The organism is Pirellulales bacterium, from assembly GCA_019636335.1.
Lineage (GTDB): Bacteria > Planctomycetota > Planctomycetia > Pirellulales > JAEUIK01 > JAHBXR01.
Window position 1 is genome coordinate 332,579 of record JAHBXR010000003.1, and the last position, 26,325, is coordinate 358,903.

Below are 26,325 nucleotides of genomic sequence, written 5' to 3' on the forward strand. Positions count from 1 at the left end.
TTTATCTCAGCACGCCTGCTGGTGAACCGGCGCGCGCAGAAGCTACACTGGAAGTTCTCTCGGCGTCGTCATGCTTCTGGGGCCTGTCGCGAGAGGCTGTCACGGCGACGGCCAGACGCGCATCTTCTTGTTTTTCGGTGGGGGTCGTCCGTTCGATGTTGAAACGCATCGTCATCGTGCTGCTTGTCGTCGTGCTGCTCGTGGCCGTGGCCGCGGGGGGGACGGCTTATTGGGGCTATCAGAAGTTTGCCAGCAGCTTGCCGCAACTCGACGGCGAGATCCAGGTCGAAGGCATTCGTCAACCGATCACCATCGAGCGCGATGCACTTGGCATTCCCACGATCCGCGCGCAGGATCGCCGCGATCTGGCCTTTGGCACGGGCTATGTCCACGGTCAGGATCGTTTCTTTCAGATGGACCTGTTGCGCCGCAATGCCGCCGGCGAATTGGCCGAGATCATCGGCCGCCCCGTGCTCTCGCAAGATCGCAAGGTGCGCGTGCATCGATTTCGCCACCGCGCCGAGAGGGTCATCGCCGCGGCGAGCTCGGAAGAACGTGCCATTCTCGATGCCTACACCGCGGGCGTGAACGCGGCGCTCGGGGATCTGGGCGCGCCGCCGTTCGAGTACTTGCTGCTCGGGGTGACGCCCGTGCCGTGGCGACCGGAAGACTCCGTGCTTTGTCTCTTTTCGATGTATCTCGATCTGCAGGGGGGAGACTACCTCGATGAGTCGACCTTGGGACTGCTGCGCGACACGCTGCCCCCAGAGATGGTCGAGTTTCTTGCTCCACAGGGGACGGCCGAATGGGACGCTCCGGTAGAAGGATGGCCCTTCACGGTGCCGCCGATTCCGAACTCCTCGGTGCTCGACCTGCGCGCGGCGCCGGCCGCCCCGGCCACGAGCTCGGTAACTCCGCGCCGTTCAACGGCTCCCGAGCGAGCTTGGGCGTGGATGCCCAACGCCCGCGAAACCGATGCCCTGATGGGGTTCCGCCCGGGCAGCAATAGCTGGGCGGTGGATGGCGATCACACGATCCACGGCGGAGCGCTCGTGGCGAACGACATGCACCTCGGCATCCGCCTGCCCAACATCTGGTATCGGGCACGCTTCCTTTGGCCTGCTGCCGAAGAGGGCCAAGAACATACGATTACCGGAGTTACCTTGCCCGGCGCCCCGGCGATCATCGTGGGGAGCAATGGGCACATCGCCTGGGGATTCACGAACAGTCAGGGGGACTGGGCCGACCTGATCGAGCTCGAAATCGATCCGGCCGATCAACGCGTCTACATCACGCCGGACGGTCCGCGGCAAATGGATCGCGACGTCGAGATCATCAAGGTCCTCGGCGGCGACGAAGAGGCCGTGATCGTCTACTCGACCATCTGGGGACCCGTGATCGACAAGGATCACACGGGACGCAGCCGGGCCTTGCGCTGGGTGGCCCACGATGTCGAAGGGGTCAACATGGGGCTGGTCGGCATGGAAACGATCGACAACATCGACGACGCCTTGACCCAGGCGGCCCGCTGCGGGGCGCCCGCGCAGAACTTTGTCGTCGCCGATGATGAAGGCCGCATCGCCTGGAGCATTTTGGGACGCTTGCCGCGCCGCGTGGGCTTCGATGGACGTTTTCCCACGAGTTGGGCCGACGGCAAGCACCGCTGGGATGGATACCTCGAGCCCGCGGAGTACCCACGCATCGAGGCGCCGTCCGATGGTCGTATCTGGACGGCGAATGCCCGCGTCGTGAGTGGCGAAAACCTCGCCAAGCTCGGCCACGGCTTCTACGACCTTGGTGCCCGCGCCAAGCAGATTCGCGATGATCTGCTCGCGCTCGACAAGGCCTCGGAAAAGGACATGCTGGCCGTGCAACTCGACGATCGAGCCGTCTTTCTCGAACGTTGGCAGAAGCTCTTGCTCGATACGCTGACCCCCGCAGCGGTCGCCGACCATCCGCAGCGGGCCGAGATGCGGACACTCGTCGAGAACTGGGGGGGCCAGGCCTCGCCCGACTCGGTGGGCTTCCGCCTGGTGCGCTCGTTTCGTCATCGCGTGACGGACGAAGCGCTTGCCGGGCTCGTGCGCCCCTGCAAGCTCAAGGACGAGCGTTTCAATCTGGCTAGTATCGACATGTCGGAGGGGCCGGTGTGGAGTCTGGTCTCGTCGCGGCCCGAGCATCTGTTGGACCCCAAGTACGCGAGCTGGGATGAGCTGCTACTGGCGTCGGCCGACGGAGTCCTGGCCGAGTTCGACCTGAGCGAAGTGCCCCTCAGCCAGCAGACGTGGGGCCGGCAGAACACGGCCGACATCGAGCACCCGTTGCTCGAACAGGCCGCTCCGAAGCTCAGCCGTTGGCTGAATCTGGCGATGCCCGCCGATCAACTGGCGGGGGATTCGGAGAATCTGCCCCGCATTCAGCGTCCCAGTGGCGGGGCGTCGCAACGCCTGGCCGTCTCGCCAGGACGCGAGGCCGAGGGAATTTTCCACATGCCAGGTGGGCAAAGCGGGCACCCGCTGTCGCCCCATTACGGCGATGGCCACGCCGCCTGGGTCAAGGGAGAGCCGACTCCGTTTCTGCCGGGCGAAACGAAGCACACGCTGGTCCTGCAACCCGAGAAGCCGTAGGCGGCAAACCCTCATGCCACGCGAGACCCCACCGGGTCGCGGCAATGCGTGCATCTTTCGCTTGTGTAACGCTTTCCGTTCACACCAGGGATAGTTGACAAGCCCAGGGGAATCGCCCATTGTGGAACTCGTCGGCGGCCGGCCCGATTCGGCCAGGGACGATGGCGGTGCAGGGGGGCGCGTGAACGGGGCCCCCTGCGACACCGCCGCCGCGAACGGCCATCATGGTTCGTTCGATTCGGTGCGTGCTCGCGTTCCGAAGCCGCTCGGCATCGCCCCTTCTTTGCGTCCGCCGTTCGCGCGGCTCAGGATTCGATCGGTTCGGTATCGAGGAACAGATTCATGCCGCGTTTGTCGCAAGCCCCCTGGCTGGGTGTGCCACTTTGCCTGCTGCTGGCTCTGTCCGGTACGGCCCTGGCCCAAACGCCTGGCCCCCAAGTGCCGAACAAGGAGAAGGCGTCCTTCCGACTCGCCGACAGCAACCTGCAGGTTGAGCTGGTGACGTCGGAGCCCTATCTCACCAGTCCGGTCGACATGGCGTGGGATGCGAACGGACGTCTCTACGTGGCCGAGATCACCGACTACCCGACGGGCAACCCCACGGGACGCGTCGTGACGTTCGAGGATGTCGACTGGAACGGCACCTACGACAAGTTCACCGTCTTTGCCGACGGGCTCGATCTCCCGACCAGCGTGCTCCCGTATCGCGATGGCCTGTTGGTGATGACGGCGCGCGATATTACGTACTTGATCGATGCCGACCGCGACGGCATCTCCGAAAAGCGCGAGGTGGTGCTGACGGGCCTCGAAGGTGGCCATCCGCTGTTGCGCCCCGGCAGCTTGCAGTGGGGCATCGACAACTGGGTCTACGCGTCGCACGGCGGCAAGGGGGAACTGCATCGTCCGCAGGATCCGAAGAGCAAGGGGGTCTCAGTCGATGGCCGCGACTTCCGTTTTCTGCCCGACGGGAGCAAAGTCGATCCCTTGACCGGCGCGAGCTCGGCCGGACTGGCGATGGATACCTACGGCGCGCGGTTTCCCTCGTCGGCCATCGAGCCGCTGCAGCACGTCGTGCTCGAAGAACGCTATTTCACGCGCAATCCACAACTCGCGCCGCAGGTGTCGGTAGTCGGCATTTTGAACCCGGACGAATCGAAGCACCTTTCACCACGTACGAGTCCGGCCACGACGCCCATCCGCGCCGGTCGCGGCATTCACTTCTTCCGGGGCAACGGCCTGCCGACACGTTACATCAACAATCTTTTCCTGGCCGATCCCGTGGCGAATGTCGTGCATCGTCGCCGCCTCGATCCCGAGCATGCCACCTTCGTGGCGCATCGCACCGATGAGCGGGGCGAGTTCTTGAGCTCGACCGATCCCTGGTTTCGACCCGTCTGCATCGAAACGGGGCCGGACGGGGCGCTCTACGTGCTGGACTTCTACCGCGCCGCGTACGAATACCCGGAAATCGATCGAGCCAAAGCCCGCGCCAGCGTGGCCTTGGCCCACGGCACCGACAAAGGACGCCTGTGGCGCATTCGACCCGTCGAGCGAGCCGGAAGGGCCAGGCTCGGCACGATGAAACGTCCGCAACTCACCAGCGCCTCGAATAGCGAACTGGTGCAAATGCTCGGCCACGAAAACGGCTGGTGGCGAGAAACCGCCCAGCGTTTGCTCCTCGAGCGAAATGCCCAGGATGCCGTGCCGGCGTTGCGGGCCATTTTCAACGACCAGCGAAATGCCAAAGCGCGGTTGCATGCCCTATGGGTACTCGAAGGTCTGAACGCGGTGGACGACCGTACCTTGATTATCGCCCTGAGCGACGTCTATCCCGGCCTGCGTAGCAGCGCGTTGCGTTTGGCCGAACCTCGGATCGCCAAGTCGAACGAGATTCGCGCGGCCGTGCTAGGCGTAATCGCCGACGCCGATCCCCGCGTGCGACTCGAGCTTGCCGCCACGCTGGGGGACGTGACCGGTGAGGATGTGACGAACGTGCTCGCGACGATCGCGTTGGAGAACGCCGACGATCGATGGGTTCGTCGCACTTTGCTGGGAGCCTTGGGACGCGATCCCGTCACGTTCCTCGAAAAGCTGCTCGACAAGAATCCGCAATGGATGAATGCCCCCACGGTCGGACAGATGCTGGTCCTGGCGGAATTTGCCGAGATGATCGGTTACCGCAATCAGCCCGCCGAGCTGACGCGCGTGCTCAAGCGTGCCGCTCCCGCGGCTGGTGGACCCACGCTGCGTGGGCAGCGGGCCTTGTTCACGGGGCTGGCCGAGGGATTGGCGCGAACGGGGCACCCGTTGCACACTCTGCGCCGCGAATTGCCGACCATGGGGGCCAACGCCGCGCATGTCGATAAGCTCTTTGCGGCGGCGCGTGAATTGGCCGAGGCCCGTTCGGCCGATACTCGTCAGCGAGTCGACGCCATTCGATTGATGGCCGAGGACGATCCCGCGGCCGCGGGCCCGGTACTCGTCAAGCTGGCCTCCGGCGCCCAGCCGCCGGCCGTGCAAGCCGCCGCGGTGTGGGCCCTCGCGACGTCTGGCGACCGTTCGCAGATCGAAACGCTCTTCTCGGCCTGGGCCGAATTGTCACCCGCGGCTCGTCGCGAGGCCGTGGCCGCACTGCTGCGGACACCGGCAACCCGCCCCGTGCTGATCGCGGCGCTGGAAGCCCAACGCATCCCGCTTGCCGATCTCGAACCGCTCGCCGTTGCCGCGTTGCAACACTTGCCGGACGCGAGCGAGCAATCGCGCGTGGCCAAATTGCTCACGGCGACAACCGACGTCGATCGGGCAGCCTTGATCGCCAGTTACGCGAAGGAAGTAGGCACGCTCGATGCCCCGGCGAACAGTGGCGGCCGCCGTCCTTTGATTCAGGCCACCGTGAGCGATGAACGGGGGGCAAGTCTGTTTGCTCAGAATTGCCTGTCGTGCCACCGTATCTCGGGGCATGGTTCGACGACGGGCTCCGATCTGGCCGTGGCGGCGGCGCTGCCGCGGGAGGTGTTTCTGGCACGCCTGCTCGATCCGAATCGCGCTGCCTTGCCCTCTCAACGAGGTTCAATCATCGTCACCAAGTCGGGACAATTGCTGTACGGCGCGATCGGGCTCGAAACGTCGCAGGCGATGTCGTTGCGACGCGCGGATGGCACGGAGTTGACGATTCCCCGTAGCGAGATCGCTGCCGTCCATGCCACGGAACACGCGCTGATGCCGGCGGGATTCGAGGCCCTCTTGAGCCCCGCCGACGTGGCCGACCTGCTGGCGTTCGTGACACGCCCCAGGCTCGAATTGCTCCCCGCGGAAGTTCGGGTCGTCGTCGAGGATGCCGCGGTCAAACCGATCGAATCGAAGGCGCCTGTCAAGGAAACGGCGCCGGCGTCCGCCCCCTAAGCTTATGCCCACCTCAGCGTGGCCGGTCGTCGGATCGACGCCGCGTTGCATCATCCCGCCTGATAGGAGTCGCAGTCATGTCTTGCTGTGTTCGTCGTTGGCGATCCGGCCTCTGGAATTTCTACGGTCTGCTCGTGTTGGCGAGTTGCTTGTCGGGCGTGGCCTGCCAGGTGGCCGATGCCGCCGAACCTGCCGCCAGGCACGAAACGGCGCTCGATCGGTATCTGGCCAATGGCGACGACAGCTTCGCCTGGAAGATCGCGAGCAAGAAGCACGAAGACGGCATGACCACGTTCGTGATCGATTTGACGTCGCAGACGTGGCGCACCGAGGCCGACGTCAATCGCACGGTCTGGAAGCACTGGCTCATCGTCAACAAGCCGGACGAAGTGAAATCGAACAAGGCATTTCTCTTCATCACGGGGGGCAGCAACAAGGACGAAGCGCCGAGCGGCGCGAGCGAGGTCTCGGCGAATATCGCGCGGGCGACGCACTCGGTGGCCGCGGAGCTCAAGCAGGTGCCCAACCAGCCCCTCGAGTTTCAGGGCGACGGCAAGGGGCGCGTCGAGGACGACTTGATCGCCTACACCTGGGACAAGTACATCCGCACGCAGGACGAGACCTGGCCGGCCCGCCTGCCGATGGTGAAGAGCGCCGTTCGCGCGATGGACGCCGTGCAAGAGTTGATGGCCAGCGAAGAAGGGGGCAATCTCCAGATCGACCAGTTCGTCGTGTCGGGCGGATCGAAGCGCGGTTGGACGACCTGGCTCACCGGCGCGGTCGATTCGCGCGTGACGGCTATTATTCCGATCGTGATCGACGTGCTCAACGTGCGCCCTTCGATGGAACATCACTACGCGGCCTACGGTTTCTGGGCCCCCGCCGTCGGCAATTACGTGCAGCACAAGATCATGGACCGCCGCAATCACCCGGCGTACCTCGAGCTGCTCGAGATTGAAGATCCCTATGCGTATCGCAGCCGTCTCGAGATGCCCAAGTACATCGTGAACGCGGCGGGCGATCAGTTTTTCCTGCCCGACTCCTCGCAGTTCTACTTCGATGAGTTGCCTGGCGAAAAGTATCTGCGCTACGTGGCGAACGGCGATCACTCGTTGCGCGATACCGACGCGCGCGAGAGTGTGGCCGCGTTTTATTACACGGTCTTGACCGGCGCGAAACGTCCCCAATTGACGTGGAAGTTTGCCGACGACGGCTCGATCGTGGCCAAGAGCGACACGGCTCCGCAGGAAGTGCTGCTCTGGCAATCGCGCAACCCGAACGGGCGAGATTTTCGCGTCGAGGCCGTGGGCAAAAACTACAAGAGCGAATCGCTGCCCCCCTCGGCCGATGGCGAATACATCGCTCGGGTCGAGCTGCCCAAGAAAGGCTTCGTAGCCTTCTTTGCCGAGTTCAGCTTCGACGTGGGTGCCCCCTTCCCGCTCAAGCTCACCACCCCGGTGCGCGTGTTGCCCAATGTGCTGCCGCACGCGGGCGAACTTGACGAGAAGGACAAAAAGCGCGCAGTTGGCCAAGAATAGTGCAGCACTCGTCGTCAACATGTTGACGCGGTGCAACGCACGTTGACCCCCGCGTGGCGAAAGAGCGACACGCTCACCCCGGGGCCGATTTCGCTCCGCGCGACGTAAGCCTTCGACGCGCCACTTCTTAATCACGATCGTAGCGCGGCCCGGCGTGTTTCTGCCGCCGGGCCGCGTCGTTTGATCCGTCGCCGGCTCGAAAATTGCTCTCCAGTCTTGGTGCTCATCCATGGGTCGATTCCGACCTCCCGCACCAAGAGTTGCAACTATGCCGATCAGGCCGCTTACGCCGACAAATACGGCGCCGCTCTTACCTTTGGTGTTGGCCAAGATTGCTCGCACACCGGCCGCGCGATTGGCCATCGGCTACAAACTCGAGTGCCGCCCGTCACTGCGTCCCTGGTGCTCGTTGCCCTACGAGCCATCGTGGATCACCAAGGCCTGTAACGCGCAGGTACCGCCGCGCTGGCTGACGTTTATCGGAGCGCGCGGCGACGATGGGATGGCCCCCTTCGAACGCCCCCTGGGCGCGTCGCTGCTGGTCGATCGCCTGATCTCGGGGGGCATTCTCGGCACGGTGCTGCCGATTCTCGATAGCATCGCCTGCGAGGAGGCCACCATGCTCGGGCAGTGCGTCGACTTGTGCGCCTGAATCAGGCCGCGTCGGTGGCGTCCTGCCTGCGCAACACGACGATCCACGACAGCCCCTTCCAGGGCAGGAGCCGATCGATGCGTCGCACGAGCCAGACGAGCGAGTCGTAGAGCTTCAACTGCACGCGACTGAACCGCTGCCGTTTGAGCAGCCGCGCGTTGAGCGCCCAACCGGGCACGCCGGCACGGTTGAAGTCGACGATCTTCTCGACGGCAAAGCCCGTCGCCGTCGCCAATGCGAGCAACTCCTCGCGCTCGTAGCGCCGCCGGTGTCCCAGGACTTCATCGAGCGAACCGAACAACCACCTGCCGCGCGGGACGACGAGCAAGGCGCGTCCGCCGTCGGCCAGAGTCAAACGCAGGTTGTCGAGCGCCTGGCGATCGTCGTCCATGTGTTCGAGATGATGTACGGCAATCACGGTATCGAACTGCCCGGCGCAGGCGGCGAAATCGTCGCGCACGCGGGGATCGAGCGAGCGGACCTCGACGTGAGGATGCCGCGCAAAGCGATTGCCGAGATAGCGCAGCGGCAGCGATTCGGCCTCGGCCGCCACGTACTGCTCGCGGGGCAGCAGCCGTAGCATGAGGCTGCCCAGGCTGGCGCCGATTTCGAGCACATGCTGGCCGACGTGGGGGCGCAGCGCGTCGGCCATCCAGCGATAGTAGCGATGCGTGGTCGTCAGGCGGTGCAACTCGGCCTGGCCGTACTCGTCGGTGTAGAGGTCGTCGATGATCCAGAACCGCAATAGCGTGGCGATCGCTTTCACGCCGTCCCAGGCGGTGATCTTCTTACCCTCGGCGTAGGTGCGGCCGTAGTACGAGACGGGCACTTCGTAGATCGTCACGTCTCGCTTGGCAACCTTCATCGTCAATTCGGGCTCGATGCCGAACCGCGCGCAGCGGATCGGAATGCTCTTCAGCAACTCGAGCCGGAAGGCTTTGTAGCAGGTCTCCATGTCGGTCAGGTTCAAATCGGCCAGCATGTTGCAAAGGGTGGTCAACACGCGATTGCCAAGCGAGTGCCAGTAGTACAGCACGCGGCGGCGTGGCGAGCTGGCGAAGCGCGAACCGTAGACGACGTCGGCCTTGCCCGAGGCGAGCAACTCGAGCATGTCGACGCAATCGTGGGGATCGTATTCGAGGTCGGCATCCTGGATGACCGCGAAGTCCCCCTCGGCGGCGCGAATGGCGGTCCGGATGGCCGCCCCTTTTCCCTGGTTGACGTCGTGCTCGATGAGCGTGATCTGGCCGGGATAGGTGGCCACCAGTTCGTGCAGAATGTCGCGGGTGCCGTCGGTCGAGCCGTCGTCCACGATTACCAGGTGCCGGACGAACATCGCCGGCCAATCGGCGGCTAGCACCTGCGCCACCGCGTCGCGGACGCGATAGCGTTCGTTGTAGACCGGCATCAGCACGCAGACGAGTTGCTGTGCCGACGAAGCGGCCTGCGTCTGGCTGGCCTGGTTTTGGGGAGTGTGGCTGGGCCGGAGCATAGGGTGCCGCTTGTCTGCGGAAAGCCGCATGGTGGACTCTCCCCAGTATACGCCGCGGGGGGAGTGGTCCGGTCTGTCAGGCCGCTCAAAACCGTTCCGTGTTCGATCGGCGATCGTGGTACGTACGCGTTCTTTAGACCATCGGTGGGCACGTGATGCCGCGTGCCCAGGCAGCGAGACGCTGGCCTACATCGGATGGGCGAGCGAAGGTCCGTAGGCGCCGTCGTATTCGTATTCGTCGGCGAACTCGGCGTCGGCCTGTTCCTGGCGATCGATAATCGCCAGCCGTCCGGCCGCGACCAGGAAGAAGGCAAAGGTCAGCGTCTGGATATTGCTGGGCGAACCGAGCGACTCGGTCATTCCGGTCGCGCAGATCCCCAGGATCTGCCCCATGATGAGGCGGGCCATCGATTTTATCTCGACGTCGGCGCGCGAAATCGTCAGCCGGAAGGCGCCTAGCACGGCCACGCCGATCGTCGCCAGCAACCACAGCAGACCACCGAAGCCCGTGTTGTGCCACGTGACGATATACCAGTTGTGCGGACGTTGCTTGTGCGACAGGTGCGCCCCCTGGGCCAGCCAGCGATCCGAGCCGAAGCCGCGTCCGATCATGGGATCGCGCATCAATTCGTTGATCGAGTACATCCACAAGTCGTAGCGACCGGTGGTCGTCGTATCGGTCATGCGATCGGCGATGAATTCGCTTTGTTTCTTGTTCATGGCGCCCCACAACTGCGTCATGAGCAGCCAGGTGCCCAGCGCCACGACCAGCACGACCGCCAGCGCGCGGATATTCGCGCTGAACAGCAGTGGAATGCAGGCAATCACGCCGCCATAGATCGCCGTGCGCTGCGTGCTGAGGAGGAGCAATGCCATGACGAAGACGAACATCCCGATGCTCAAGAGACGCCAGTAGACGCGCCCCGATTGCATCGCCTGCCAAAGCAGGCAGGGGAGCAAGAGCGAGCCCGTGGTCGAAAACCCGGCGGACGACCCCGCGAAGCCCTGGAATCGCCCGAAGCCGAACTGCATGCGACCGGCCAGAAAATCGGGCAGGAAGACGAGCGCCGTACCGGTCCAAACCAGCGTGGGAATCAGATAGAGCCAGAAGAAGCGGCGCATGCCCACGCGATCGGCCATGAGATTCGCCGACGTGACCGCCACGAGCGTCGTGGCCAGAAACAGCACCCCCGATTGAATCGCCCAACTCAGCGACTCGGAGAAGATGCTCCAGACGAGCCCCATCACGACGAAGCCGATCAGCATCACGATGGGGATGCCCGGATGTTGGCGCACAAAAACGACGTTGGCCGCCAGGATCCCGATCACGATCCAGCGAACCACCGTGAGAGCTGAGTCGAGCGTTTCGCTCTGCACGCCGGACATCGCGGCCGAGACGAGCAAGGCCGCGAAGAGGGCCTCGTACTTGCGCATGAAGCCCAGCACGACCAGGAGCACGACGATGCCGATGCCGAGCATCAGCAACAAGGGATCGGTCGTCTCGATGATCGTCGTGAATCGCCCAAAGGCGTCACGTCCGGAATCGTCTTCAATCATGTCGCTGTCAACCTGCGCCTGAACGCTGGCCGTCGGCCGAGAAGGGAGGCTCCACCGGGGAGCTCCCACGAGCGGGAGGGCGAATCAGAAACGTACGTCGTGGATCCCCCGTTACCCAAGGTACACGGGGGCTCGCGGGCTGCCAACAAGGCCGTGCGACACGTTGGCCTAGGGTAGCAGAAACACGTGGCATCCCCATCGGCGGCAGGCAACGTGGCGACGGGCTAGTTACCGGCCGAAGCAGCCTCGATCTGCTTGAGCGCCTCGGCGGCGGCCCCGCGCACGGCGGGGTTTTCGTCGTCCAGCAACTGCTTGAGCGCCGGCACGGCGGGACGCGCGTGGACGCCCAATTCGCCCAGGGTGGTGGCCACGGCCGCCCGGGCCAGCTCGGGCAGGTCTTCGAGCGAGCCAGACAGGACGGGCACCAATTGCTTGGCTAGTTCCGCATTGCCCGGCTCGATATGAACCAGGGCCCAGGCCGCCGCGACCGGCAGCATGGCGTCGTCGCTCTTGAGCAGCCCGGTTAGGGCAGGGACTGCCGCCTTGGCAGGCGAGCCGATTCGTCCCAGGGCGTGACAGGCCCCGTAACGAACCGCCATCTGCTCATCTCCCAACAGGCCGATCAGCGCCTCGACGGCGCCGGTAGCTCCAGGGCCGATCGCGCCAATGGCGAGGGCCACCTCGCGACGCATCTGGGGATCGTCGGTCGTGGGGATCTGCACCAGGGCCACGACGGCGTCCTTGGCCTCCGGACCGATCGCCGCCAGCGTGGCGACCGCGGGGCCGCGACGCTGCGCATCGTTCAAGGCTTCGGTCAAAACCGGCACGGCGGCGGCGCCGAATTGGGCCAGCGTGCCGATGGCATTCGCCACGACCGTCTTGTCGGCATCTGCCAACGCGGCGGCCAGCGGAGCAATCGCTGCCGCCGGCGGATTGGCCAATTCGCCCAGCAGCTTCGCGCCGCCAGCCTTCACGCGTGGGTCGTCGGACGAGAGGGCCGCGATGGCCAGCTTGGCCGCGTGCTCATTCACTGCTTTGTCTTGGGGAGCGATCTGCGTGGTGGCCCAGGCCGCGACCAGGTTCAAGAACTGGTCCGTGCTCGTCGTGTGCTTTTTCAAGGCGGGCAAGGCCGATTCCGCGCCAATGCGACCCAGGGCGAAGGCGGCGCTGGTACGCACCGCGGGTTCGCTGGCGTCGAGCGCCTGGATGATCGCTGGCACGGCCGTACGGGCGTCGGGACCGATCGAGCCCAGCGCGGCCAACGCTTGCATGCGGACTTCCGGTTCCGGGGCCGACAACGTCTCGATCAACTGGGGGACGACACTCTTCGCGGCCGGTCCCAGGTCGGTCACGATGACGCATGCCCAGTAGCGTGCCTTGGGGTTCTTGAACGCCTCGATCAGGAAGGGGCCATCCGGATCGACCTGCTCGGTGATCGACGCCAGCGCCTGCGTGACGATCGTCGGATCGGAATCTTCGAGCAGCTCGACCATCAAGGGGACCAGCACCTTGGGATCGGGCTTCAGAAGACGCATGGCCTCGATCGCCTCGCGCCGCACGGTGGCGTCAGGATCGGCCACGGCGTGGACGAGCGCGGATTCGATCGTGGGATTCTTCTCGCCGATGTGCTCCAACGCGTTAGCCGCATGCGCGCGCACCATGGGATCTTGATCTTTTGTCAGCAGGGCGGCCAGCGGAATCGCAGCCTCTTTGGCTGCCGGACCGATCGCGCCCAAGGCACGTGCCGCGCGCCAACGCAGCTCCGCATCCTCGCTGCCGAGCGCCTTGATCAGGGCGGGAACCGCCCCCTTCGCCCTGGGTCCCGCATTGGCGAGCGCCTTGGCGGCGTCGTGTTGCTCGGCCGGCGTGCCGGTCGAAAGCTTCTTGATCAGCACATCCGTCGAGTCGGCGGCCGACGCCGTGACCGCCAAACACCCGACCAATACCAACCAGATCGCACCTGCGCGCATGGGGATCGCCTCTCCGAAAACTCCGGTCCGAATCGTTCACATGGCAGCCGCTAGGCAGAGTCCCGGCGGGGGCCCATCACGTAAATATAGTGTGCCGAATGGTGTCCAAGCACCGTTTTTTGGCATATAGTTTTCCGTAAGCGAAACGGCGCCCGCGAGCCGGGCACGGTTGTGCCGGCTCCCCTGGAAGGTGCTACGGGCCAGGAGGGGTCGCGGTTTCGCCCCGCCCGAGGAACAAGCGATGAAGCGAGTCGTACCTGCGGTGATCGTCCTGCTGTTGGCCACGGCCAGTCAGGCCGATGCGCAATGGGGGCCCTACTACGGCGGCTGGCATGCCTCGACGGCGGCCGAGGGTTACCAGCGCGGCATGGCCGACCTGGTGCGGTCGCAAGGCATGGCTAATCTCTTCGACTCGATGGCCGTGCAAAACCTCGAGGCCGCTCGCTCGCAAGAACTCGACAATCGCCTGAAGGCGACGCAGACCTACTTCGAGATGCGACAGATGAACCATTCGTATCTCGCGGCGGAACGGGCTGCCCGCAACACCCGTTCGCCGGGTGCCGAGCCCTTCCGCAATACGCCCAAGGTGCGGCTCGAACGACCGGGGGCGGCCGATCTTGATCCGGTGACCGGTAGCATCGACTGGCCCTTATCGTTGCAGACGCAAGACTACGCGCAGTATCGGCAAGAGCTCGACACGTTGTTTTCCCAACGTGCACAAAACTCGGGGCACGTCGATCCGCAGATTTATGAAGCCATCTCGGCCACGGCCGACGGTTTGCTCCAGGCGCTGCTGGCGAACATTCGCAACATGCGCCCGCAGGATTACACCGACGCCAAGTCGTTCGTCGAGAATCTGCAGTACGAGGGCCGCTTCCCGGCGACCTAGTGACTCCCTGGCTTTAATAGCCGACTGCCGCGCCATCTTTGCGCGGTTCGGTTCCGCCGGCGAGCGTGCCGTGCCGCCAGTCGATCCGAATCGCCTGGTATCCGCCAAAGTCTCCCACGCTCTGCTCGACGCGGTGCCCTTTGGCGCGTAGGCCGGCGATCGCCTGTTCGCTGACGCCCGATTCGACAGTCACGAGGCCACCCTGCGGATCGGCCGGTTCGCTGGTGGGGGTGGCGCTGCCCAGGTGCCGCACCCGCGCCGCGTCTCCCGCTTCTTGCACGTTCATGCCGAACTCGACCATGTTCAGGAACACCTGCACGTGCCCCTGCGGCTGCATGTCGCCTCCCATGACGCCGAACACGAGCCAGGGTACGCCATCCTGAGTGGCCATCGCCGGAATGATGGTGTGAAAGGGGAGCTTGCGTGGCTCCAGCGTGTTCGCATGCTGGGGATCGAGCGAGAAGAGCGCGCCCCGATTCTGCAGCACGAAGCCCAGGTTGCCCGGCACCATTCCCGAGCCAAAGCCATAATAGTTGCTTTGGATGAACGAGCAGCAGTTGCGGTCGCGGTCGACCACGGTGAGATAGATCGTGTCGCCGTGGGCGAGCTTCGGATCCCCAGGTGGAACCTTTTGTGCCGCCCGCTGGCGGTCGATCAACTTGCGACGCGCGTCGGCGTAAGGTTTCGAGATCAACTCGGCAGTGGGCAACTTCGCGAAGGCCGGATCGGCGTAGAACCTGGCCCGGTCGGCATAGGCGAGCTTCTTGGCCTCGATCAGCAGGTGCAGATACTCCGCGCTGTTGTGCCCCATCGATTTCAGATCGTAGGGCTCGAGCAGGTTCAAGATCTGCAGTACGGCAATGCCTTGACCGTTGGGCGGGAGCTCCCAGACTTCGTGCCCGCGGTACGTCGTTGACACCGGCTCGATCCATTCCGAGCGATGTTCGGCGAAATCGTCCAATTCGAAGTAACCACCCTGCGTGTGGCTGAAGGCCACGATGGCCTCGGCCAGCGGGCCACGATAGAACGCATCGCGTCCCCCCGTGGCGAGCGCTCGGTAGCTGCGCGCGAGATCAGGGTTGCGAAAGATCTCCCCCTCGACCGGCGCGCGGCCGCCGGGAAGATATGTTCTTGCCGAGTCGGGGTGCTGCGACAACATTCGCGTCGAGGCCTGCCACCCCGCGGCGATGATCTCCGTCACCGCGAAGCCTTGCTCGGCAGACTCGATCGAAGGCGCGAGCAACTCGGCCAGGCTCTTGGTGCCGAAACGTTCGCGGAGATCCTCCCAGCCCGCGACGCAGCCGGGCACCGACCACGACAGCGGTCCCGCGTCGGGGATGTACTGCATTCCCTTGGCGGCAAAGATGTCGCGCGAGATTGTACCCGGGCTGCGCCCGCTGCCATTGAGACCATAGAGTCGCTTCGACCTGGCGTCCCAGTAGATGACGAAGACATCGCCACCGATGCCGCAACTCATGGGCTCCATCAGTCCGATGGCGGCGCTCGCGGCGATGGCGGCATCGGCCGCATTGCCACCTTGCTTGAGCACGTCGAGTCCGATCTGCGCCGCCAGTGGCTGGCTCGTGGCCACCATGCCGTTTGTCGCCGTCACGACCGAGCGGCTCTGATGGCGATTCTTGGCGGGCCGATCGTATCCGCGGGCAACGGGCGAGATCATCGACAAGACTCCCAGCAAAAGCACGAACGTCCCGGTGCGCAGTGCCAGCACTTGCACACGACGAGTAGCGGATCGATGGATGCGCATCATACGTTTTCCACGTTCAAGTCGGCGCCGGGTGCTGTCACATCGCTGCTGACGGCGGCGGAATACTCGCCCACTCTACCGGCGCTGCGGACTCGATGCCATCGTGGGCCGCTAGCGTGTTGGTGGAATCGTGCGGAGAGGTGTTGGCGCGCGAAACCGACCTGGACACACCCTCTCGAATCGGTAATCTACTGCCCCCCATCCTCCGCCCGGCTACCGGATCGTGGATGGAGACTTGTCTCGAGGCCGTTCGGGCCAACCAGGCGACCGCCCGGCGCCAGTCGTTCGTCCAAGCACGCTTTGTCGCGTGGGAATACTTGAGGAACTTTTTCATGAGCCGGCTTTGGACGCTGACAGCGAGCGTCGTATTACTGGCAGGCTGCCATTCCAACGCGCCGATGCAGAATCCCTTTTTTGGGCCGACGACGGTGCCACCCCCAGGCACGGGGACGACAGCCGCGCCGCCGGCGGCGCCGTACTACCAGGGTGCGCCGCCTCCGGTGTTGCCCAGCGTGCCGCCAGGGGGACAAATGCCCAGCGGCACGTTCGGCGCCCCACCCACGACGATGCCCCCGCTGGGGACGAGTTCCGCGCCTCCGGCCTCGACGCAGCGCATGAAAGTGGTGAGCGCGACGCCGCAACAGCAAATGGTCGGCGGAACCAGTCTGACGCGTGGACGCTGGTCGACGCCGGCCGTTGCTCCGCGGGCACCCCTTACTGAACAGGCCGCGGCAGCCGAGCCGGCCGGCGCCGTGGCACCGGCCACGCAGGCCGTGGTGAGCGTGCCACAATGGTCGGTCGTGCGATTGAACGAGAAACAACCGGCCACCGTGCCAGGAGACGTCGTGGCGGTCAGCGCGAAAAGCGAAGTCGTCGCCGATGAGCACGTTATGCCATCGGCCGAGCAAGAACCGGCACGATTCCAGCCCGCTGGCGATATCGTCGAGATCGGCCAACTTCCTCCCGCGCGTCCGAACGCAGTGCAGAGCGCGTCGTATGCGAAGCCGGCCGGTAGGGAGGCTTCGAATTCGGTCTATGCGGTAGCTCGCCGTCCGGCCCTGCGCGACGAAGTGGCCGACGGTTATGCCGCCGTCTATGGTTACGATCCGCAGTATCGCTGGGTGAAAGGCCAACTCGAGTATTCCGAAGTCGGACGGCGCTGGAAGCTGCGCTACATCCCGATCGACGGCGCCACCGACGATCACGGTGGCAGCGTGCTCCTGCCCGACGACACGGACATGGGGGACCTGCGCCCGGGCGACTACGTCACCGCCTACGGTCAACTTGGCGAATACGACGAAAGCTCGAAGGGCTTTGCGCCGTTGTATTACGCCGACCGGATCGAATTGCTGGAGCAATAGTCGGCCCGGCCTGAGCACCGGGAGGGAATCGGGTCGAATCTTGATTCCCCCCTCGACGGCAACTAGGTTGACGATAGTTGTCCGCGCGACCGCTTCTCGGTCAGTGCCCCGTTCTCGCCGCCCGTCGGACCGTTCGCCTTGCACGCCTTGAAGAACCGCTTCGTCGAGCTGCTTTCCACGCGGGTCGATGGCGCGTCGCTGGCGATGTTCCGCATCTTCCTGGGGGTGGAGGTCGTGTTGACGGCCTGCTCGCTGCTGGTACCCAGCTCGGCGAGCGAAGCCGATTACGCCGTCGGCGTGGCGAACCATTTCTCGATGCCCCCGGCGCACTGGTTCTTTCCCTACCACGGCTTCGAATGGGTACGTCCCTGGCCCGAGCCGGGAATGACCACGCACTGCCTGGTTCTGTTGTTAGCCGGCTCGTTCGTCGCGTTGGGGCTGTACTACCGCGTGGCGATCGTCGTGGCATTCCTGGCCCGCACGTACATCTTTTTGCTCGACGAATCGATCTACAACAACCACTACTATCTCGAGTGTTTGCTCTTGTTCCTGCTCGCCTGGATGCCTGCCGCGCAGGTCTTCAGCCTCGACCGCTGGCGTCATTCGCGCCAGACATCCTCGCGCCGACAGCCTGCCTCGGACGTGCCGTTCTGGTCGATCTTCTTGCTGCGAGCGCAATTGTTTCTCGTGTACTTCTTCGGAGGCGTCACGAAGCTGCAAACGCAGTACCTGCTCGATGGCGAGCCGATGAAAACGCTGCTCCGCGATCCGGGCGTTTGGGCGCCGTACGAAGCCCTGCTGCCCGCCGCGTTCATGCAGCCGATTCGCGAGCTGGCGAGCCGGGCCGAGACCGCCTATTTTCTGGGCTACTGCGGTTTGCTCTACGACCTGCTGATCGGATTCCTGCTCGTTTTTCGCCGCACGCGCGCGCTGGGCATCGTGCTCACGCTCATCTTTCACGGCCTGAACCACTTTTTGTTCTTCGACGATATCGGCTGGTTTCCGCTGTTGGGAGTCTTGTCGGCGACGATCTTCCTCGAGCCCGACTGGCCGCGCCGCTTCTGGCATGCCGTGCGCGAACGTCGTCTTCCCCGCCCCGAGTGGCGCTGGCTGATCGGCGGCGCTATCTTGCTGCCGGGGGTAGGCGCGGCGCTAGGCTGGTGGTCTGCTCCGACGCCACGTGTCGCGCCGAAGCGGCACGAGCTCATCGGCAGCGTGGCGTTCGCCATGATCGTCGCTTGGGTCGCCTTTCAAGCCTTGTGGCCCTTGAGACACTACGCCATCGCCGGCGACGTGAATTGGACCAACGAGGGAGAACGCTTCAGTTGGCGGATGAAGAGCAATCTCAAGTTGACGCGGTCTCCCGTGTTTCGCGTCGAAGACGCACGCGTGCTCGGGCGCGATGCCCAGGGCGCCTGGCAGATCGACTGGCAGGCCTTGGGCACGCCGGTCACGGTCTATCATGACGTGGCCCCCGCGGCGATCGATTGGCGGGCCATGCCCGAGCTGTTCATCGAATACTCTCCCTTCGTTGGCGAGCGATTGATTTACAACGCGCGGCACGATCTTCCCGCCGATCGGCCGGCGCCGACGCTGGAGGAGTCGCGCTCGCGGATCGGCTCGCTTTGGCAACAGGCGTTTCAACGGCCCGTCGCGGGCGATCCCTTGGTCGTCCCGCGGACGCTTGCCGAACTGCTCAACGGCTGGGATAAGCAGCTCACGGCGGACCGTGTCCCCGTGCATCTCAGCGATGCCGGGCGTTACGCCCAGATTCGTGCCGCCGAAGTGGAGGACGCCACCCCGGGCGCGCCCGACTACGACGGCAAGCTCCAGAGCCTGCAACTGGCCCTCTCGATCCTCTTGGTCGAGCCGGAGTATGGCCGCCAATTGCGCGCCTTGTTGCGAGACTCGGTTCCCTTGGCCACCTCCGGCGCGAAGTCGGTTCCCGCGGGCATCTACGTGATCGACGACGCGGCGCTCGCACAAACGGACGACAAGGGCGTGATGCGCCTCGATCGCGCGAAGCTCGCCCCCCTGGGGGCCGCCGCGCAGCACGTGTTCGCTGAGTTGGAACGCAACGCGCATTGGGAGTGGTCGTCGCTGCCGCGGACGCTCGTCTATGCCGACCCGCAGGGCAACTATCAGTTGCTCTGGAATCAGCACGCTGACCTGTTGCGCTTGCAAGACTCGATGATGCAGGTGCGACCCTACATGATTCACCAGTATGCGAATCGTATTGCCGAACTTTGGGAGCAAGAGCAGGGGCGCCGCCCGCGCGTCTTCGTGACGAACTACGTCGCCCTGGTGCCGCGTCCTCCGCAGTTGCTCATCGATCCGCAGGCCGATCTGGCCGCCGTGCCTTTACGGCTTTTTGGCCATAATGAATGGATCCTGCCCCTCGACGCGCCGCGGCCACGGCCGTGATGCCCCGGTGCGATGGACTGCGTCGCTGCAACGGCCGGCAGAATCGTCAATTCCCTTGCGCGCGGCGCGACCTACAATTGCGTTGAGGGGTTTTAGGGGATTACTTAGACTGGAACGGAGAGTACCCCAAGTAATACAGACGGGCGACGAAGATCTCGCTGCACAACGGCGAGACAAAACGCCGCCGTCGCTGATTCCTTCTAGAAACGTCTGCCGGAACACCATCGTTGAACCTCATCGGTCAATCTCTTACCGCTCGCGTGCAGTCGTGGACCTCGGGGCCCGTGGGGCGTCGGCTGGCGAGCTGGTCGCTGCTGTTGCCGAAGATCGCCTCGTTCGAGCCGGAGTTGCTCGAGTTGAACGATCACGAGCTGCGCAAACGCAGCCTGTCGATACGCTACCGGGCCAAGGCCCAAGAGCCCCTCGATCGTCTGCTGCCCGAGGCATTTGCCCTGGTGCGCGAGGCGGGTCGCCGCACGATGGGCATGCGGCACTACGACGTGCAGATGCTTGGCGGCATCGCTATGCACCACCACTCGATCGCCGAAATGCAGACGGGCGAAGGCAAGACGCTGACGGCCACGCTGCCGCTGTATCTCAATGCGCTGATCGGACGCGGCGTCCACCTGGCCACGGTCAACGACTATCTGGCTCGCCGCGACGCCGAGTGGATGCGGCCGATTTACGAGATGCTGGGCATGACGGTCGGCGTGGTCGAAACGCAGATGTCGCAGGCCAAGCGACGCGAGGCCTACGCCTGCGATATCACCTACGGCACGGCCAAGGAATTCGGCTTCGATTTCCTGCGCGACCGCCTGTTGCTGCGCCGCATTCGCGAAGGCCAGGTCGATTTCCTCGGGGGCATGCTGGGACACGACTCGGCCGGTAGTAGCGAAAAGCCGGTGCAGCGGGGCGCCTACTATGCCCTGGTCGACGAGGCGGACAGTATTCTCATCGACGAGGCCCGCACGCCGCTGATCATCAGTGCCTTGCCCAGCGAGGCGCAAAAGATCGCCGTCGAGTGTTACAAGTGGAGCGCCGGCATCACGAACGAGTTCGAAGACGAAGAGCACTACGACTACGATCACGAGCGGCAGTCGGTCGAGTTGACGGCAGCCGGTCGGCAGCTCGTGCGCATGCTGCCCAAGCCTGAGGCGATGGACGCCGTCGGCATGTTCACGATCTACGAGTACGTGGAGCGGGCCATCAAGGTCGAGCGCGCCTTCACGCTCGATCGTCAGTACGTGATCCGCGATGGCGAAATCGTGATCGTCGACGAGTTCACCGGCCGCCTGGCCGAGGGGCGCAAGTGGCGCGACGGTCTGCATCAGGCCGTCGAGGCCCGCGAGGAGGTCAAGGTGACCGTGGAAACGGGGCAGGCCGCCCGCGTCACCGTGCAGGATTTCTTTCTGCGCTACGAGCGCCTGGCCGGTATGACCGGCACGGCGTCGAGTTCCTCGCGCGAGTTGCACAAAATTTACAAGCTGCGCGTCGTGCCGATTCCCACGAACCGCCCCGCGGTGCGCGAGCGGCTGGACGATGCCGTCTTTGGCACCGCCGAAGCGAAATGGGACGCGATCATCGATGAAGTGCGCGAGGTACACTCCACGGGCCGGCCGATCCTGATCGGCACGCGCTCGATCGACAAATCGGAACTGCTCTCGCGGCTGCTGACGGCCATCGGCATCGAGCACCAGGTGCTCAACGCCAACCATATCGCGACCGAGGCCGATATCGTGGCGCGGGCCGGTCAGCGCGCACGCGTCACCGTGTCGACCAACATGGCCGGCCGCGGTACCGACATCAAGTTGGGAGAAGGGATCCACGAGCTCGGTGGCCTGCACGTCATCTGTACCGAGATGCACGATTCGGCCCGTATCGACCGCCAGTTGATCGGCCGTTGCGGACGCCAGGGGGATCCCGGTACGTTCCGTCAGTATCTGGCGCTCGACGACGACATTCTGCTCGGCGGCCTGGGGCCGAATCGTTCGCGCAAGTTGAAGGCACAAGGCACGGACAATCCCGGCCGCGTCAGGACGAGCGGCAAGCTGTTCCGCAAGGCACAAAGCCGCATCGAACGCCGCCACTACCGCGACCGCAAGGTGCTCATGCACTACGAGAAAGAACGGAAGAAGCTGCAGACGCAAATGGGGCAGGATCCCTACCTCGACACGGCGGGGTAGACGCTTCTTTTTTTCTCGGCAGGAAGCCAGCGAGCCCGATTCACGCGGGCCCGCTACCATTCGCATTCGTCGGGAATTCGCCCGAAGGCAATTTTGTTCTCCAGCGCATCGCGATAGGGATGTGCCGGGGCGTAGTAAATGGCCGACGGTCCCCAGCGATGGTTAATCTCATCGATCGCCTGCGAGATGTGCTGCAGCTTGTCGATCTCGTCGAACAACACGCGAGAAAGTTGCGAGGTCAACTCCAGCCCCGTGACGCAGACCCCCACTTTCTTTGGCGGAGAGAGGCTCGCGGGGCGTCTTTGCCACAGCTTGGAGAACTGCCCCAATAACGTGGGCGTATCGTTGGTCCGCGGCAACCCGATCTCATCCGAAAATCGAGCGCCGCGCAGGTCCTGAACGGAGACCTGTAAGCTGCTGGCGGAGTATCCGACTTGCCTCAATCGGTAGGCCAGCTTACAGACGAGCTTCACCAGGATGCCGTGTGCCGATTCCTCGTTCCGAAAAGGGGGAGCCAGCACATTGCTGTGGCTCATGGATCGGCGCTGGATCGGCTGCTCCGGCTCATCGTGGCCGTGAAAGCCCGCCCACCAGCTAGCCCCCGCTACCGACCCCCAAATCCGCACGGCCTGCTCCTGGCGAATCGCCCAGAGCTCGCGCACGGTCCGGATGCCATATCCCTCGAGACGCACGCGCATGCCGTGACCGATGCCGCAGAGACTTTCGAGCGGCAGATGATCGAGACGATCGGGCAGGTCGCTGATCTCGAGCACAACCAGCCCATCCGGTTTCTGCAGATTACTGGCTATTTTGGCCAGCAGGCGCGTGCTGGCGATACCAATGGAGCACGTCATCCAAGGACCAAAATCTTTGCCGATTTGCCGCTTGATGCGCCGCGCAAGCCGTTGGGCCTGCGCGGGATGTCGGTCTTCGCCTCGCAGTCGAAAGCTCCATTCATCGATGGAATAGACACGCTCGACTTGGGCGCATTGGTCGACGCTTTGAAGCACGCGGTGGTGGATCTGGACGTAGATCCGCGGGCGCGCCTTGACCAGCACGATGCCGGGACACAAACGCCTCGCTTCCGGAACCAGGGTTCCTGTCTTCACGCCGCATTGCTTGGCCTCGTAGCTCGCTGCAATCGTGCAGGTGCTGTCGGTTTCGACCGGAATCACCCCCACGGGCCGACCGCGCAACTCGGGGCGGAGATATTGTTCCACCGAGGCGAAGTAAGAGTTCATGTCCATCAACATCCAGTTCATGGCTCAATCGCCCACGCGCCAAGGATAGGTGTGTTTTTGTACACTATAGCTAGGGCCGCACGATCCGCAAGTCAGCCCTGCTTTTCCCGTTGTGCGGGAGCGTGGTGTCCAGTCATCACGACAGGCTCTGGCCCTGAGCGAGATCGTAATCCGTCGTGTGGCCCACAGAAGCTGACAGCGGCAGGTACAGCACGAAGCGCGCGCCGCGCGTGCCTTTCGCCTCGCACGCCACACGGCCACCGAGCGCCTCGGCCACGCGAGCCACGAGCGCTAATCCGAGCCCGATCCCTTCCGAGCCCGATTGCCTGGCTGCCGGAGATCGATAGAAGGGGGCAAAGACCAGGTCCCGCTCGGAAGCCGGCACGCCGATGCCGTCATCCTCGACCGAGATGGCCACCTCCGGGCCTTGGGTGATGACGTGTACCTGCACGGGCGTGCCCGCGGGGCTGTACTTCATCGCGTTCTCGAGCAGATTATCGATCGCTTGACCCAGCAGCGTGGCTGAGGCCAGCACGCGCGCCCGGGGATCGATCGAGCAGGTGAGGTCATCGCCACGCTCGTGCGCCCGCCAGCGGGCCAGGTGTTCGGGCAACCAGGCGGCCAATGCCAGTTCGTCCTTCTGCGGCGCCGCGGCATCGCTTTCGGCCCGGGCAAGGAACAAGAGGGTCTCGACAATCTGTTGCAGATTTTCTGTCTGGCGACTCAACGTTTCGAGTGTCTGGCGATATTCGTCGGCGCTGCGCGGCCGGCGCAGGGCGAGATCGATCTCGCCGCGCAATACCGTCAGCGGAGTACGCAGTTGGTGCGCCGCGTTGCCGGTGAAGCGTCGCTGGCGCTCGAAGGCTTGCTGCAATTGATCGAGCAGTCCGTTGAAGGCGAGGGCCAGTTCGCCTAGTTCGTCGCGACGCGCGGCCACGTCCATCCGCGTTTGAAAATCGGCTCCCTGCATGGCGCGCGCCTGGTCTGCCATCGAACGGACGGGATGAAGCGCCCGCTGGCAGTAACGCCGGCCCACGATCGCCGCCACGATCCATAACGCCGCAGGCAGCATGACGAGCAGGAGTGCCAACTGGAACAAGTTGGCGTGCAACTCTCCCGGTACGCCGGCCACGGTCAGGGTCAGGGCGTCGAACTCATCCGCGTCACGATCGTCACCCGAGCTGGGATCGGGCGCTGCCAGCGTCTGCTGCATCAGACGCCACGGGGCCACATCGACGATCTCGTGCGGATCGCCGGCGCTCCGCGCCGACCATTCGAGCAGCCGGGCATCGGCGACCGTGGCGGCGTCGAGATTACGCGACCGATCGACGACGTGACCGCGCGGATCGGTAATCACCCAACGCACGTCGTCCGCGTCGCGCTCGTCGCCGAGCATGATCGTGTGGTCCGAGGGCTGCCATTTGACCCCCTCGGGCTCGACTTCGATGGCGGCGGTGAGTACCCGGAAGGCATTGCGCAACCGATTGTCGAACTGGCCGTAAAGGTGTTCGCGGATCAGCACGTAGCCCAGCAGCGAATATCCTGCCAGGCAGATGGCGAGCGCCGCTAGAAAGAACGCCGAAACACGATTCACCAGGGTCATGTTAGTCGTCGTCTCCGGTTTCGGTTTCGAAGACGTACCCGCGGCCGCGCCGCGTTTGAATGACCCGGGGACCGTAGGCCTCTAGCTTGCGACGCAGTTCCTTCACGTGGACCTCGATCGTGTTCGACAGGCCGTCGTATTGATCGCCCCAGACGCTATCGAAGATTCGCGTCCGCGAGAGCACCGTGCCAGGATGCCTCAAGAACAGGCACAGGAGCGAAAATTCCTTGGCCGTCAGTTCGAGCGGAATCGTCTCGCGCGTGGCGCGCTGGCTGGCGAGATCGGCCCGGATGCCCAACTTCTCGAGCACCAGCCCCGATTGCTGTTCCGGACGGCGTAAGAGCGCGCGAATCCGCGCCAGTAGTTCCTCGAAGGCGAAGGGCTTGCACAAATAGTCGTCCGCGCCGGCGTCGAGTCCCGCGACCCGTTCGGGCACGGCGTCGCGCGCGGTCAGCATGATCACGGGGGTCGAGCGATTGCGGCCGCGGAATCGCTTGAGCAGATCGATGCCGTCTTCGCCGGGCAGCCACCAATCGAGCAGCACCAGGTCCCACGTTCCGTGATGGAGGGCATGATCTCCGGTGGGGCCATCGGCGGCATGCTCGACCTGGTACCCCTCTTCGGTGAGCCCCCGCACGAGAAAATCGGCAATCCGCCGTTCATCTTCGACGAGCAGGATGCGACTACTCATGGAGTGGCGAACCATGGAAAAGAAGGGGAGAGAGCTGTCTCTCCATTCTACCGTGGCTGCCTGAATGCCACCTGAGGCGAAGATGAAATCTGCTTCATCTTCGGGGGGCAACTGCCTAGTGCGCAGCGGCGCGCGATCCACCCGGAACTCGATTTACGTGCATGAACTCGATTTTATCGAGGTTTCACGCTGGACTTAGCCGCGCGGGCGATGATTGCCCTGGGCACTCGAGACAAGTTTCCCCGAGAATCGGAGGCCTCGGCCATGAGCATCCTGAAGCGAATCCGGCAGTATTGGCGTCACGGCCAGCGCCGGGGTATGCCCCGTTACGGTCGTATTCCCGCGTGCGAACTCGCCCTCTTTCAAGGAGACACGATGCTTTCCCCCTGTACGAAGGCCGATTACCGCTGCCCACGGCCGAACGACGATGGCGAAGAACTCGAATGGCCGGCACGCGTCGAGGAAGCACCAGGGGGCGTCACTTTCGTGCGTTACCGCACGGCGCACGAACTGCTCGCCCTATGGCGGGCCTGCGAGAAGCTGCCGGCTGGGCGACAGCTTTCGGCCGTGCTGGTGCTGCCCGGTGATTTCGACGCCTACCTGCCCGACGTGGTACAGCGGCGTGCGCGTGCTGCCCACCTGGTGGTCACCTCGGCGAAGGGGCGACTGCCGGGCACCGTCTCGCGCGGCGATCTGGCCATCTCGGCCAGCGCGCTCGGCTGGCTCACGATCAGCTTCGAGCCCGAGGTGACGCGAGCCTGCCGCGAAATGATCGAGACGCTCGAAGCAGACGAGCGCTGCATCATCTTCTGGCCCGACTCGCTGGCCGATGAAGATCATCTCGAACTCGACGCCGCATCCTACCAGTCGTGAGCGGTATACCACGTGCCGACCGGTGAGAGGGGGGGCGGCCCGACCGATGCGCGTCGG

At 64.4% G+C, this 26,325-nt stretch carries 16 protein-coding genes; 9 read left to right on the forward strand and 7 right to left on the reverse strand.

The genetic code is table 11. The features are described from left to right. Positions 1-155 precede the first annotated feature (155 nt). From KF708_05360 to KF708_05375, 4 genes are all read left to right on the forward strand, one after another. Positions 156-2,627, forward strand: a complete 2,472-nt coding sequence (locus tag KF708_05360) for a penicillin acylase family protein (GenBank protein MBX3412127.1) — start codon at positions 156-158, stop codon at positions 2,625-2,627. Between the two features lie 342 nt (positions 2,628-2,969). Next, complete coding sequence (locus tag KF708_05365) at positions 2,970-6,029, forward strand: c-type cytochrome (protein MBX3412128.1); 3,060 nt, start codon at positions 2,970-2,972, stop codon at positions 6,027-6,029. 77 nt (positions 6,030-6,106) lie between these two features. Further along, a complete protein-coding gene (locus tag KF708_05370; GenBank protein MBX3412129.1) occupies positions 6,107-7,567 on the forward strand; it encodes a PhoPQ-activated pathogenicity-related family protein in 1,461 nt (486 codons plus the stop codon). A 268-nt stretch (positions 7,568-7,835) separates the two neighbouring features. Beyond that, a complete protein-coding gene (locus KF708_05375; protein MBX3412130.1) occupies positions 7,836-8,219 on the forward strand; it encodes a hypothetical protein in 384 nt (127 codons plus the stop codon). A 1-nt stretch (position 8,220) separates the two neighbouring features. Here KF708_05375 and KF708_05380 read toward each other — a convergent pair whose 3' ends face one another. From KF708_05380 to KF708_05390, 3 genes are all read right to left on the reverse strand, one after another. After that, positions 8,221-9,741 carry a glycosyltransferase gene (locus KF708_05380; GenBank protein MBX3412131.1) on the reverse strand — a complete coding sequence of 507 codons (1,521 nt, stop codon included), beginning with the start codon at positions 9,739-9,741 and terminating at the stop codon, positions 8,221-8,223. A 156-nt stretch (positions 9,742-9,897) separates the two neighbouring features. Next, positions 9,898-11,268, reverse strand: coding sequence for an O-antigen ligase family protein (locus tag KF708_05385; protein ID MBX3412132.1), 1,371 nt, complete (start codon positions 11,266-11,268; stop codon positions 9,898-9,900). A gap of 224 nt (positions 11,269-11,492) precedes the next feature. Next, the gene (locus tag KF708_05390; GenBank protein ID MBX3412133.1) at positions 11,493-13,238 is read right to left on the reverse strand and encodes a HEAT repeat domain-containing protein; all 1,746 of its coding nucleotides are present in this window, start codon (positions 13,236-13,238) and stop codon (positions 11,493-11,495) included. A gap of 241 nt (positions 13,239-13,479) precedes the next feature. Between KF708_05390 and KF708_05395 the strand changes: the two genes are divergently transcribed. Next, positions 13,480-14,127: a hypothetical protein gene (locus tag KF708_05395; protein ID MBX3412134.1), complete on the forward strand. Its 648-nt coding sequence runs from the start codon at positions 13,480-13,482 to the stop codon at positions 14,125-14,127. 13 nt (positions 14,128-14,140) lie between these two features. Here KF708_05395 and ggt read toward each other — a convergent pair whose 3' ends face one another. Then, positions 14,141-15,895, reverse strand: a complete 1,755-nt coding sequence (gene ggt, locus KF708_05400; GenBank protein ID MBX3412135.1) for a gamma-glutamyltransferase — start codon at positions 15,893-15,895, stop codon at positions 14,141-14,143. Between the two features lie 329 nt (positions 15,896-16,224). Between ggt and KF708_05405 the strand changes: the two genes are divergently transcribed. The 3 genes from KF708_05405 (at position 16,225) to KF708_05415 (ending at position 21,860) form a co-directional block, all read left to right on the forward strand. After that, positions 16,225-17,253 (forward strand): hypothetical protein, encoded by a 1,029-nt coding sequence (locus KF708_05405; GenBank protein ID MBX3412136.1) that lies wholly within the window; start codon positions 16,225-16,227, stop codon positions 17,251-17,253. Between the two features lie 138 nt (positions 17,254-17,391). Then, the gene (locus KF708_05410) at positions 17,392-19,677 is read left to right on the forward strand and encodes an HTTM domain-containing protein (protein ID MBX3412137.1); all 2,286 of its coding nucleotides are present in this window, start codon (positions 17,392-17,394) and stop codon (positions 19,675-19,677) included. Between the two features lie 227 nt (positions 19,678-19,904). Further along, positions 19,905-21,860 (forward strand): preprotein translocase subunit SecA, encoded by a 1,956-nt coding sequence (locus KF708_05415; protein ID MBX3412138.1) that lies wholly within the window; start codon positions 19,905-19,907, stop codon positions 21,858-21,860. A 53-nt stretch (positions 21,861-21,913) separates the two neighbouring features. Here the strand turns inward: KF708_05415 and KF708_05420 are convergent, their stop codons facing one another. From KF708_05420 to KF708_05430, 3 genes are all read right to left on the reverse strand, one after another. After that, a complete protein-coding gene (locus tag KF708_05420) occupies positions 21,914-23,122 on the reverse strand; it encodes a type VI secretion protein ImpB (protein ID MBX3412139.1) in 1,209 nt (402 codons plus the stop codon). A gap of 115 nt (positions 23,123-23,237) precedes the next feature. Beyond that, positions 23,238-24,704 (reverse strand): HAMP domain-containing protein, encoded by a 1,467-nt coding sequence (locus KF708_05425; GenBank protein MBX3412140.1) that lies wholly within the window; start codon positions 24,702-24,704, stop codon positions 23,238-23,240. 1 nt (position 24,705) lies between these two features. After that, entirely contained in the window at positions 24,706-25,410 is a 705-nt protein-coding gene (locus tag KF708_05430) for a response regulator transcription factor (GenBank protein MBX3412141.1), read from the reverse strand. A gap of 249 nt (positions 25,411-25,659) precedes the next feature. On the opposite strand from KF708_05430, the gene KF708_05435 reads away from it, so the two are divergent. Further along, a complete protein-coding gene (locus tag KF708_05435; GenBank protein ID MBX3412142.1) occupies positions 25,660-26,268 on the forward strand; it encodes a hypothetical protein in 609 nt (202 codons plus the stop codon). Positions 26,269-26,325: the final 57 nt, after the last annotated feature.